Source organism: Acinetobacter sp. ANC_7511, assembly GCF_056779975.1.
This window is the reverse complement of sequence record NZ_JBWYIY010000007.1, coordinates 1-12472: the sequence shown is the minus strand read 5'-3', so window position 1 is coordinate 12472 and position 12472 is coordinate 1. Positions and strand designations below refer to the sequence as shown.

Annotated in this window: 8 protein-coding genes; 5 read left to right on the top strand and 3 right to left on the bottom strand. The window is 38.5% G+C overall.

Annotation, left to right across the window (positions count from 1 at the left end; genetic code table 11):
- The first annotated feature begins 248 nt into the window (after positions 1 to 248).
- The gene (locus tag AC1M9L_RS05905; protein WP_035267254.1) at positions 249 to 605 is read left to right on the top strand and encodes a hypothetical protein; all 357 of its coding nucleotides are present in this window, start codon (positions 249 to 251) and stop codon (positions 603 to 605) included.
- A 57-nt stretch (positions 606 to 662) separates the two neighbouring features.
- On the opposite strand, the gene bfmS is transcribed toward AC1M9L_RS05905, so the two are convergent.
- Together bfmS and bfmR are read right to left on the bottom strand one after the other, a co-directional pair.
- The gene (gene bfmS, locus AC1M9L_RS05900) at positions 663 to 2312 is read right to left on the bottom strand and encodes a sensor histidine kinase BfmS (protein ID WP_481591593.1); all 1650 of its coding nucleotides are present in this window, start codon (positions 2310 to 2312) and stop codon (positions 663 to 665) included.
- A 47-nt stretch (positions 2313 to 2359) separates the two neighbouring features.
- Positions 2360 to 3076 carry a response regulator transcription factor BfmR gene (gene bfmR / locus AC1M9L_RS05895; RefSeq protein WP_035267251.1) on the bottom strand — a complete coding sequence of 239 codons (717 nt, stop codon included), beginning with the start codon at positions 3074 to 3076 and terminating at the stop codon, positions 2360 to 2362.
- Between the two features lie 603 nt (positions 3077 to 3679).
- Here bfmR and AC1M9L_RS05890 point away from each other — a divergent pair.
- The 4 genes from AC1M9L_RS05890 to AC1M9L_RS05875 all read left to right on the top strand — a co-directional run bounded on the left by AC1M9L_RS05890 (position 3680) and on the right by AC1M9L_RS05875 (position 9181).
- Positions 3680 to 6505: a ribonucleoside-diphosphate reductase subunit alpha gene (locus tag AC1M9L_RS05890; RefSeq protein WP_481589064.1), complete on the top strand. Its 2826-nt coding sequence runs from the start codon at positions 3680 to 3682 to the stop codon at positions 6503 to 6505.
- A gap of 370 nt (positions 6506 to 6875) precedes the next feature.
- A complete protein-coding gene (locus AC1M9L_RS05885) occupies positions 6876 to 7007 on the top strand; it encodes a preprotein translocase subunit YajC (protein ID WP_481587302.1) in 132 nt (43 codons plus the stop codon).
- Between the two features lie 145 nt (positions 7008 to 7152).
- A complete protein-coding gene (locus tag AC1M9L_RS05880; protein WP_035267248.1) occupies positions 7153 to 8436 on the top strand; it encodes a ribonucleotide-diphosphate reductase subunit beta in 1284 nt (427 codons plus the stop codon).
- A 46-nt stretch (positions 8437 to 8482) separates the two neighbouring features.
- Positions 8483 to 9181, top strand: a complete 699-nt coding sequence (locus tag AC1M9L_RS05875) for a hypothetical protein (RefSeq protein ID WP_481591592.1) — start codon at positions 8483 to 8485, stop codon at positions 9179 to 9181.
- A 110-nt stretch (positions 9182 to 9291) separates the two neighbouring features.
- On the opposite strand, the gene AC1M9L_RS05870 is transcribed toward AC1M9L_RS05875, so the two are convergent.
- A partial coding sequence (locus tag AC1M9L_RS05870; RefSeq protein ID WP_481591591.1) for a BapA/Bap/LapF family large adhesin occupies positions 9292 to 12472 on the bottom strand: 3181 nt, incomplete at its 5' end.

Here is a 12472-nt window from a genome sequence, read left to right as displayed (position 1 = left end):
ATATAACTGATTATTTTTTCCGAATAATCATTCAAAAAATTCAAGAGGCGTCAATCCAGACACTATCACTTTTTTAGTTTTACCATTCGTGTTAGGTCAGCTTTTTTTGCACCAATATGGCTCAATTATTTTTGATTTATTCTATTTTAAAAGTTTTAAATTTTAATTGCTTACAATGTTTTAATTAACTTTATACAAATCGTGCTGATTTTCGTTATATGCTCAATTAAATAATAAGGAGAAGATCTATGAGTCTAGAATTCACACACAAACCTAACTATTTTTTATTTGCTCAGTTGATCGTCCATCATTTAGACAGCTATATCAAAAAACATCCTGATGCAACGAATGCTATTTTTGATTTACGCGATATTTATCAAATTTTCCGCCAAGACCTCGCCTCTACAACCACTAATCTTGATGCTATACTCAACATCGCAGATGAATATACAGTTGAGACCATTCACGGCGATCAAAAACTGATTAGCAATTATCATGTTGATGCAACCAATAACAGTTTACTGATCGATTTCAATGCCGATGCCTTAAATGCACTTAAGGAAGGAAAACGCATTATTGAACCCAATGCCAATAATTACCAATAAAAGGCAATATATAAATTATAAGAAAAGCGCTTAATCGCGCTTTTTTTAATTCTCGCTTTACTCTGATGTTTGACTGGTTTGAACAATCTTCTTCTTTTTAAATCTTTTGGCTGGCCATTGCATAGTAAATCGTGCACCGCCCATTTTAGGACTTTGATCCACTTGAATCGTACCACCAAACCAATAGGCGATTCGGCTTACAATAGACAAGCCCAAACCATATCCGCCTGAGGCACGTGTACGACTATCATCCAAGCGAGCAAAAGCTTCAAACACTCGCTTACGATCCTCTTCAGGAATCCCCGGACCATCATCTTCAACTGAAATATACGCCATCCCCTGAGCATCAATCCCACCAGTAATCAGCACTGTATCATCGCAGTATCGGATCGCATTTCCGACTAAGTTTTGTACTACACGATGTAAATAACGGCGTTCCGCATCCACCACCAAAGCTTGTGATGGCAAATGCAATTGAATATTTTTATTAGTTTTTAATGCTTTAGTTTCAATAGCGACTTGCTCAAGCACTTCGTATAGTCGAATTTCCTCAAAATCAATAGAAGGCATGCCTTGCTCAAGCTTAGCATAGGTCATGATTTCATCAATGAGGGTATTTAAAGCCTCAATGTCTTTATCAATCATTTCTACTTGTTGCTGACGATACTCATAATCCTCTTCATCAACCAACATTTCCATACCAAAGCGAATACGTGCGACTGGCGTTCGTAGCTCATGTGATACAGCTCTCATTAACTCTCGCTGAGCTTCGATTAAACGCTGTATATGATCTGACATACTGTTATAGCTGGCTGCCAAATGTGCTAACTCATCATATCCTTCGACAGGAACGCGAACGGACATATCCCCTTTTTGCATAACATTTAAGGCTGAGTTAACTTGCTTCAACTTGCGTTGCATTGGGACAATCAGACCATACACACCAAGCGACAAAATAAACATACTCAGCAAAGTAATCCCTGCCGCCAATTGGAATGGCATCCAATTGAACATTGGCACTGGTCCCATCACCAATACATCACCCGACGAATTCGTCATTGGAGAAATGACAGAAATCGTAGTACCACGAATGCTAGCGCTATCCTGATACAGGATAACCCCTTGATCCGCACGTAGACGACCAATTTGCTCAGAATCTAAATTGAGATCAGACAGATTTTGAATGCTTAAATCATAAGAAAAGTGTTGCTTAATTTTTGCAAGATATTCCCTTTCCTGCCCTGGATAATAAACCAAGTATTCCCATACAAAGATTGGTAAGGCCTTCATTTGACGCTCACCGATATTATCCACTTTTACATAAAGTAAATGCTCAGGGTCATCTATTAAACCAATAATGACATAAGCAATACTTTCTTTGGCGTCATACCGCACCACTGCTTTGCGCTTTTCTAAACGGTATTTTTCGGTGCGTGAAAGTTCGACTTTATTCGATTCTAGATAATAGATTGGAAGTTCGAGCAAATCAGATGCATCTGATATCCAATCCATTCTTTGTTGCATGGTTTGTTGTCTTGAAACACCCTCGCTAATGACGTACGAAATCCCATCAGTCAATGACTCACGGTATTCCTGCGCGCGTTGATAGTTGATGATTTGCACAAGCAAATAACCAAATATGGCAACCAGCACCACCAAAATGACGAGACCTGCGTAGATACGCAGGAATATACTGTGTTTAGACACTAAGGTATGACCTTCTGAGGAGTGAGGGCATTACCGCGGGGATGTGATTACATCCCGTTGGTTTCTTTAACGAATAAATATCCTTTGCTACGCACTGTTTTAATACGTTTAGGATTTTCAGGATCATCACCAATTTTTGGACGGATACGAGAAATACGAACATCAATTGAGCGGTCTTGACCATCATATTCAATACCACGTAGACGCTCAAAAATGTCTTCACGTGAAAGGATACGACCAGCATTAGATGCCAACAACCATAATAAGTCATATTCTGCACTTGTGAAATCTACAAGCTCACCGTTTAAGGTTACAGAACGACCACCATTATCAATCACTAAATCATCAAATTCGATACGTTGAGCAACTTCATCCTCTGGTGTTTTGTCTGTACGACGAAGCAAAGCACGAATACGCGCTAATAGAACACGTGGCTGAACTGGTTTCGCAACATAATCATCTGCACCCATTTCAAGACCCAATACTTGATCCATGTCTTCAGTACGAGCAGTCAACATTAAAATCGGTTGATGATAATGTGGCCGAACCTCACGACATACGGTGAGACCATCAGCACCAGGAAGCATAACATCCAGTACCACCATATCTGGTTGCTCTGCGATAATACGACGGATTGCACGATTACCGTCTGGTTCTACCCCAACTTCTAATCCATTACGAATTAAATACTCTTGCGTTAAACGCGCAAGACGCTCGTCATCTTCAACGATCAAAATCTTTGGTAACTTTTCTTCTTGGCTCATAGAATGCCCCTATATTGTTACGATATCTGCTGATTAAACTTCACAGATTTACATCGATATGTTTTGCAATATACACACGTTTACATTGTAAACAAGAGCCTGTTCACGAAACTGATACACGAGCGTAGTCTTTTGTTATCTTTTTATTAACTATTGATAAATAGATAGTTTTGCCAAGTCGATCAATATTTTCAATCAACTTTAAACTTTCAAACACAAATCAATTTGATGATATTTTAAACAAAATATTTCAAAAAAATTATTTTCGAGAAGCAATTTGCACTTTCAGAGTTATCCACAAACTTATCTATAAGCACTCTAAAAAGTCTCTGCTATGCTTAGCACCCTGTGACGCTGACTACATAACAAAATGGCGGAACGTGGAAAAAGTATAGGGAAATTTGAGTGTTAAACTCAGAAAAAAAATTATCAAAATGTCAATATTGATCTACCCTGAAATTTACCGTATCTTGTGTCTTAATTTACATTAAACCACTAAGTCTTGTGTTTACCCTCAAATATCGCGATAGCTCATTTTTTGAGTTTGTATCCGATTCAAATGGTCCATAAGCATAAAAATGATGAGAATGGAGCGACGCTGAAATGAGCGCTAATACAACCCCTGGTCAACTTCAAGTGATTAAACGCACTGGTGATGTTGCCACTTTTGATGCAGATAAAATCTCTGTAGCAATTGGTAAAGCATTTTTGGCTGTTGAAGGTCAACCAAGTGCAGATTCGAGCAGAATTCATGATCGTATTACTCAGCTGACTGAGATGGTGATGAATACATTTAAGCGTCGTTTACCTTCTGGTGGCACGATTCATATTGAAGAAATTCAAGATCAAGTTGAATTAGCTTTAATGCGCACAGGTGAACAAAAAGTAGCGCGTGCATACGTGATCTATCGTGAACAACGTGCTGAAGCGCGTAAAGAGTTAGGTGCTCATCATCACCCTACTCTTCAGATCACAGGTCAAAATGGTCAGCTCCAACCATTAGATTTGAGTCGTTTACAAGCGAAGATTGAAAAAGCTAGCGAAGGCTTAGAAGGCATTGATGTTCAAGCGATCATCGATGAAACTGTAAAAAACCTATACAACGGTGTTAAAGCATCAGACATCTCTACAACGATGATGATGGCGACACGTACACGTATTGAACAAGAACCAAACTATACGTATGTCACTGCACGTTTATTGCGTGACAACTTAGTTGCAACAGGTCTTGAGTTTCTTGGTTTATCTAAAGACACGCTTGAAAATGATGCGCTTGAAACCTTCTTGAAAAAAGGTGTTGAGCTAGAGCTGCTTTCTCCAGAATTATTAAATTTTGACCTTGTAAAATTAGCGGCTGCCATTAAACCTGAACGCTCTAATCAATTTACATATTTAGGTCTTCAAACATTATTTGATCGTTACTTCATCCACTCTGATGGCGTACGCTTCGAATTACCACAATTATTCTTCATGCGTGTTTCTATGGGCTTGTCGCTCAATGAAGACAACCGTGAAGATCGTGCAATCGAATTCTATAACTTACTTTCTAGCTTCGATTACATGGCATCTACGCCAACCCTATTTAACTCAGGTACATTACGTCCTCAATTATCAAGCTGTTATTTAACAACGATTGATGACGACTTGTTCGATATTTATGGTGCTATGCGTGATAACGCAATGTTGTCTAAATGGGCAGGCGGTTTAGGTAATGACTGGACACCAGTTCGTGCCTTGAACTCATACATCAAAGGTACTAACGGTAAATCGCAAGGTGTTGTTCCGTTCCTCAAAGTAGCGAACGATACAGCAGTTGCAGTTAACCAAGGTGGTAAGCGTAAAGGTGCGGTATGTGCATATCTTGAAACTTGGCACTTGGATATCGAAGAATTCCTAGAGCTTCGTAAAAACACGGGTGATGACCGCCGTCGTACACACGATATGAACACTGCAAACTGGGTTCCAGATTTGTTCATGCAACGTGTATTTGAAGATGCTGAATGGACACTATTCACCCCGTCTGAAACACCAGATCTTCACGATTTAACGGGTGCTGAATTCGCAGAACGTTATGCTTACTACGAAAGCATTGCGAAAGAAACAGACATGCTTCATAAGAAAGTCCGTGCGAAAGACTTATGGCGCAAAATGTTATCAATGTTATTTGAAACAGGTCACCCGTGGATCACATTTAAAGACGTATGTAACTTACGTTCACCGCAACAACACGTAGGTGTGGTGCACTCTTCTAACTTGTGTACTGAAATTACGTTGAACACAAGCAAGGATGAAATTGCGGTATGTAACTTAGGTTCAATCAACCTTGTTCAACACGTTCAAGGTGGTCAATTAGACCGTGAGAAACTTGCTCGCACGATTAAAACTGCGGTTCGTATGCTCGATAACGTTATCGACATTAACTACTATGCAGTTCCACAAGCGCGTAATTCAAACTTGAAGCACCGTCCAGTGGGTATGGGTATCATGGGCTTCCAAGATGCACTATACGAAATGAAAATTGCTTACGGTTCTGATGCTGCGGTTGAGTTTGCGGATGAGTCTATGGAAGTGATTTCTTACTACGCGATCCAAACTTCAAGTGATTTGGCGGTTGAACGTGGTACGTATGAAACATTTAAAGGCTCATTGTGGGATCAAGGTATTTTACCAATTGACTCTCTTGAGCTGGTTGCGAAATCTCGCCCAGAACGCATGTTTGAAGTCGATCGCACACAACGTTTGGATTGGGACACGTTACGTGCCAAAGTCCAAAAAGATGGTATGCGTAACTCGAACGTGATGGCAATTGCACCGACTGCAACCATTTCAAATATTTGTGGTGTATCTCAATCTATTGAGCCAACATTCCAAAACTTGTATGTGAAATCGAACTTGTCTGGCGAGTTCACTGTCATCAACCCTTACCTCGTTCGTGCATTAAAAGAACGTGGTCTTTGGGATTCTGTAATGGTCAATGACCTGAAACATTTCGAAGGTTCAGTACAAAAAATTGCGCGTATTCCTGAAGAGTTAAAAGCAATTTTCGCGACAGCATTTGAAGTTGAAGCACGTTGGATTGTTGATGCTGCATCACGTCGTCAAAAATGGATCGACCAAGCACAATCTCTTAACCTTTACATCTCTGGTGCAAACGGTAAGAAATTGGACATCACGTATAAGATGGCATGGTTACGTGGTCTTAAGACGACTTATTACCTTCGTGCATTGGGTGCGACATCTGCTGAGAAATCTACGATTAATACAGGTGCATTAAACGCAGTTAAACCTGCGACAGTTGCAGCGCCAGTGGCAGCGGTTGCTCAAGAAGCTAAACCTGAAGCAGCAGCGTCAGAAGAAGGCTTCGAACAAGCAGCGCCAGTGCCAATGGCATGTTCAATTGACAATCCTGATTGTGAAGCTTGTCAGTAATTTAAGCTTATACAGCTACATTGAGATAAAGATGATAATCAACATGACAGCATGTTTTGAGTCAGATGTCTGAATAGTTGTATTGGTTTAGATGTAATGACTTTCAGCATGCTTTCTTTAGAGAAAGCAAATGAATAGATTAAGAACATCTATTTTCAGTCTTGTTTTAGGATTAACTGGAATTGGTGGAGGATTTTACTTATCAAACTCCCAAACCAAAAATATTAGCAATGACTCTCTGGTACAGAACACAAAAAATGGCTCAAATAGCTTAGGCCATTCTTCTGTCCAGAATGTCACTTACAATATTAACCATAATCACTATTACGAAACTGAGCACAAAAATAGATAAACGTATAAGGAAAAGACCATGCACCATATGACCCATAACTATATGTTAGGACTTGCGGTACTGGTCTTTGCCTTTATTTTTTTCTACACCCCGATGGTCTATGCCTTTTTAGCCATTCGCAAACAACAGAAGCGTAAGCAAAATAAGTAGTGCAGAAATTCAATCTACTCAAACGAACAAATTGAGTACATACATCGGCAAAACTTAATTTTGCTTACACAATATAAGCGTATAGTAGGATGTCTCACGTTGAGATGTCTGAATAAAAGATATAAGCAACGTAGAGAGAATTGATATGTCTATCCTCAGTTGGGACGATTTCGAAGATGATGAACCGAAACAAACTGCACAAGCACAGCAGTCTGCGCCCATCGAACCGCAAAAAGCGCCTAATCCACAAGTGGTATCTGATGCACGCAACGAACCGACGCGTGTGGCAGCTGCACAACCCGCTCGAACCAGTTCAAACGGAACAACAAATTCAGCCGATCCGTTGGCAAGAGCATCTAACGCCTTAGAACATTTGGACGTTGCTCCAGGTCTTGAAGAGTTAGAAATGGGCGCTCAACGTGTTCAAGTTGATGATAAAGCAATGATCAACTGTCGCGCTGACTTGAACCAACTTGTACCATTCAAATACGAATGGGCTTGGCAAAAATATCTAGATGGTTGTGCAAACCACTGGATGCCACAAGAAGTTAACATGAACCACGATATCGCACTTTGGAAGTCAGAAGATGGCTTAACTGAAGATGAGCGTACCATCGTGATGCGTTCTTTAGGCTTCTTCTCTACTGCCGATTCGTTGGTTGCGAATAATTTGGTTCTTGCGATTTACCGACACATTACTAACCCTGAATGCCGTCAGTACATCTTGCGTCAATCATTTGAAGAAGCGATTCACACGCATGCTTACCAATACTGCATCGAATCTTTAGGTATGGATGAAGGCGAAGTCTTCAACATGTACCGCGAAGTTCCATCAGTTGCGCGTAAAGCTGCATGGGGCTTGAAGTACACTCAAGAATTAAGTGATCCAACATTCAAAACAGGCACACCTGAAACAGATCAAATCTTGCTTCGCAACTTGATCGCATTCTACTGTGTTCTTGAAGGTATTTTCTTCTACTGTGGTTTCTCTCAAATCTTGTCAATGGGTCGTCGTAACAAGATGAATGGTGTTGCTGAGCAATTCCAGTACATCTTACGTGATGAGTCAATGCACTTGAACTTTGGTATCGATATGATTAACCAAATCAAGATTGAGAACCCACATTTGTGGACTGCTGAGTTCCAAGAAGAAATCATTCAGATGATTCTTGAAGGTACAATGCTTGAAATCGAATATGCACGTGACACAATGCCACGCGGTGTATTAGGTATGAATGCTGCAATGATGGAAGAATACTTGAAGTTCATCGCAAACCGTCGTTTAGCTCAATTAGGTTTACCTGAGCAATTTGCTGGTGTGAACAATCCATTCCAGTGGATGTCAGAAATGATGGACTTACGTAAAGAGAAGAATTTCTTCGAAACTCGCGTAACAGACTATCAAACTGGTGGTGCGTTAAGCTGGTAATAGATTACTATGAAACCCTCTTCGGAGGGTTTTTTTTGAGAAAAAAATGAAAAACTTTGATAAAGAAAGAATTAAAGAAATTTTTAAAATAATATCTTTCAAAAAACATGAAAAAATACAAAAATCCCAACTGAACATCAATCAAGCCTTCATCTATTTAGGGCTTATTCTAATTATGCTCGCTTTTTGTATTGGATTTATTTTTAATTTTCTCCATAAAACAGAAATTCTCAAAATAAGCATGTATATCCTTATTATATCTGCTCAAATTGCGATCATACTTGGCCAATTACTCACATTATTTTACGAATCTAAGGAATTAAAAAAACTTTTTGAAAATCCACAATTAGAAATCATCAAACCACTTGAGTATGAAGTTGATAATCATGTAAGTGTAATCGATCAATTAAATGCTTATAGCGAAATTGAACTTAAGTATGTTGAAGAAAGACTCCAATCTAAACTTGAAAGTTTAGATAAAAGAATAGGGCTTTTAATCGGCCAAATAGATAAAGTTGGTTTATTTCCAACAATATTGGCACTTCTTATACTCATTTACAAACCTGATCTTTTAGAACTTTCAGAGCAAAATTGGATATTACATATCATTTGGTTAGTAGTTTTAATCGTTATAGTATTTAATATTCTAGGATTTTATATGAATGAACAAACTGAATATTTGCGCCTTAAAATCAAAATAATTAAATTTACAATTAATGCAAAAACTAATTTTAAAAATGATTGAAATTAAATTAGCTGATATGTGTTTCTAAAATTATAGTATTTTAATTCAAATGCTAATCTATGAAATATAAAAAGGCCCCATTATGAGACCTTTTTATTTATTTTTACAGACTAAATTGGATTATATTTAAGAATATCATCAAGGACTAGTGTTGAGCTGTCCGTGTCTTTAAGTATAATTAAATCAGTACGGCTATAAGTAAGACCTGAAGCATCTCGATCTATTCGAACTAATGTATCTGCTCCATTTTGAACTAATGAAATATAATTACTTATTGGATTATCTGAGTTAATATTTTGCCCTTCTAATAAGGCTGAAATATCAATCTTGTCTCCCTGTGATACATCAAAATCCATCCACGTATCAACTCCATTTCCGCCATTGCCGTTATTCTGATTCAAGACATTAAAGATAGCGAGATCGGCACCTGAACCACCATATAATTTATCATTACCAGCTCCACCGATTAGCATGTCATTACCAGTGTCACCATATAATTCATCATCACCGATTCCACCAATTAGTGTGTCATTTCCATCTCCGCCATACAATTTATCGCTACCCGCCCCACCAACAACAACATCATTCCCACCATTACCATTGATCGTGTCATCATTTGCTGTTCCGGAAATAATATTATTCTCTTCTGTACCTTGTGTTGTACCCGTAGTTGCCTGAATAACATTTGAGAAATCTAAATCATTTTGAAGATTAGAAACATCTATAGAGATAGTAGCTGTCTCTTCCGCACCAGTAACTGACGTTGTTGTATAGGTAAATATATCTTCGCCAATACCTGTGCCATTTGCTATGTAGAAATATGTTCCATCTCTATTTACTATCAGCGTTCCATACAAGCCCTCAACAGCGATTCTATCTGATCCCTTATTTAAATCATTTACATAAAGCTCATAAGCACCTATGTTGATTGTCTGCACAAGATCTTTACCTTGATCATTTTCTAAAAGTGAACCAGCATCACTAACAGAGTATTGATCAGTAAATTTATCTTGATAAATTGTTACACCACTTACACTAGCATTCCAACTTACTAGCGATGAACTAGGTTTGTTAATTGTTAACTGTACAGTATAGTCACCTGGCACAAGTTCGAGACTTTCACTCAATAAAGGAGTTCCAGATGAACCGCTGATTAAGCCTGATTCTCCTGCGGTCACCGTGCCTTTAACACCAGTCGGAGTGCCATCTTTAAGAATCGTATATGTAATCGTAACTGGCCCATTAACTGACGAACTCGTCACTGCAAAATTAATGAGTGAGTTAACCGTTAGCGTATTATCCTCAACAGTAAATGCTATTGAATCTGTTAGTGTAGAATTTCCTACTCCAACTGTATTTGAAGATTTAGCATAATTAAACTCTTCAAATTGATGGGATTGTTCAAACTGAACTTGGGCGCTGTCATCTGATGCTTTGTGCGTAGCGATTTCAATGGTAAGAACATCAATGGCTAATTTTCCATCGGCATTTTTGATGACGACATTAAAGCGTTCGAATTGACCATATGGTGGAGTCCAATCAGTTGTATTATCTGGAATTATTAACTCATAAGAGTATGAACCATCACTGCTAATCGTTAATGCACCATACTCACCATAGATTACAGATTCTTGTCCTTCAATAATTTCAACATCATCCACACTCACTACAGTACCTTCAGTCGCATCTCCAGAAACTATTCCTTCAAATGCGTTTGGACTGTTATAGTCTAGGACAACATCTTTTTTGACATATAATCCAGTGAAGGTACCCACAGCCAATGCAGCGTCTGGAATAAGTGTTGCTTTATACACTCCTTCACCAAAAGTAAGCTTCAGCCAATCATTTTCTGAACGTCCTGAATCTGAAGCACCAAAAATAACACTGTACCAATCTTCCTCTATATGCACCTGGACATATTGCCCAGTCACCTCATCTAGTTTATAAACCACTAAAGTTAAGTCTACTCCTGCAGCTAAACCAACTGTACTACTAAAGAAACTTAGTTCTCTAACTTGATTATCTTCAACTTCGAAATCATAAACTCCTTCGCCACTGAGTAAACTTGCATCGAGTACATCAGGAATACCTAATGTTAAATCAATCAGACTAAAACCAATTGCGTTGTAATTAGAATCTGACTCAGATGGATAAATTGGATTTGATTCTTGAGGTTGGACATTAACAATTACAGTATTGTCAATCTGCAATGGTACTTCTGATTTTTCTAAATTTAATTTAATGATTAGATCAGCCGAATCTTTATTACCATTTTGAGTAATTACATGATAAGTAAATTTTTCTTCTTCACCAAAATTATTAAACCCCTCTATTAATTTAAACTCATAAGATCCATCCTTATTGAATTCTATTGTTCCAGAAGCTGTAGTGATCAATATGGTGTCACTCTCACCAAATACATAATCATCGCTTCCATAAGTCACTTTTTCTAATACAGCGCCTTCTGGAATAACATCTTGTCCATATGACAGATCATCATCAAGAATAACATTACCAGACACTTGCCCAGACTTTGCCACAAATTCAGATAAATCATAAATTACATCTTTAGTGAATCTAAGCGTATAACCAACTGTTACCGCAAGCCCTGTACCTGTGCCTAAAACAAATGCCCAGTTCCCTTCATCTAACGTATATTGTTCTGTCTTAGAGGTCGCAAAAACAAATCCTCCATACCAATTCGGAATATATTCATATTGTTCCCAAACCATTGTTGTAGGATTTTGTTTATATACATAAAGATCCATTGTCCCTGCGAACACTCCACCCGCATCGGCATAGAACTCAATATCTCTTTCTTGATTAGAACCCACAGTAATAATTGCTTCAGAGTTAATTAATCCCTCCAATACCCCAGCACTTACAACAGGATCCAAACTTGCTGCTGCAACTGAGAAACCAGTGCTATTTAGAGCTTCTGGGTTATTAGGACTACCTTGTCCTCGATCAATTACAATATCAGCCTCTACAATATTATCTGCAAGCACTATCGTTTCAGTAATAAGAGGTACTACTAAAGGTTCAATACCATCTAACTGTGCTTGTAGCTCGGCTTGTGCTGCCTCATCTTCTAAGTTATCGATTGCTGTTTGTGCTTCTGCAATTGCAGCATCGACTGCTGCTTGCGCGGCATCTAACGCCGCTAATGCTGCTTCGTATTCTTCTTGGGAAACTTTGTCATCTCCATCTGAATCTGCAAGGGCTTCTAGATCTGCTTGTTTCTCATTTCTAAGATCAATCGCTTCTTGTACAAGACCTGCTGCAGCATCA

Excerpts from the sequence above, each read along its gene's own strand:
- AC1M9L_RS05905 (WP_035267254.1), top strand. The coding sequence starts at position 249 with ATGAGTCTAGAATTCACACACAAACCTAACTATTTTTTATTTGCTCAG.
- bfmR (WP_035267251.1), bottom strand. The coding sequence starts at position 3,076 with ATGAGCCAAGAAGAAAAGTTACCAAAGATTTTGATCGTTGAAGATGAC.
- AC1M9L_RS05890 (WP_481589064.1), top strand. The coding sequence starts at position 3,680 with ATGAGCGCTAATACAACCCCTGGTCAACTTCAAGTGATTAAACGCACT.
- AC1M9L_RS05885 (WP_481587302.1), top strand. The coding sequence starts at position 6,876 with ATGCACCATATGACCCATAACTATATGTTAGGACTTGCGGTACTGGTC.
- AC1M9L_RS05880 (WP_035267248.1), top strand. The coding sequence starts at position 7,153 with ATGTCTATCCTCAGTTGGGACGATTTCGAAGATGATGAACCGAAACAA.
- AC1M9L_RS05875 (WP_481591592.1), top strand. The coding sequence starts at position 8,483 with ATGAAAAACTTTGATAAAGAAAGAATTAAAGAAATTTTTAAAATAATA.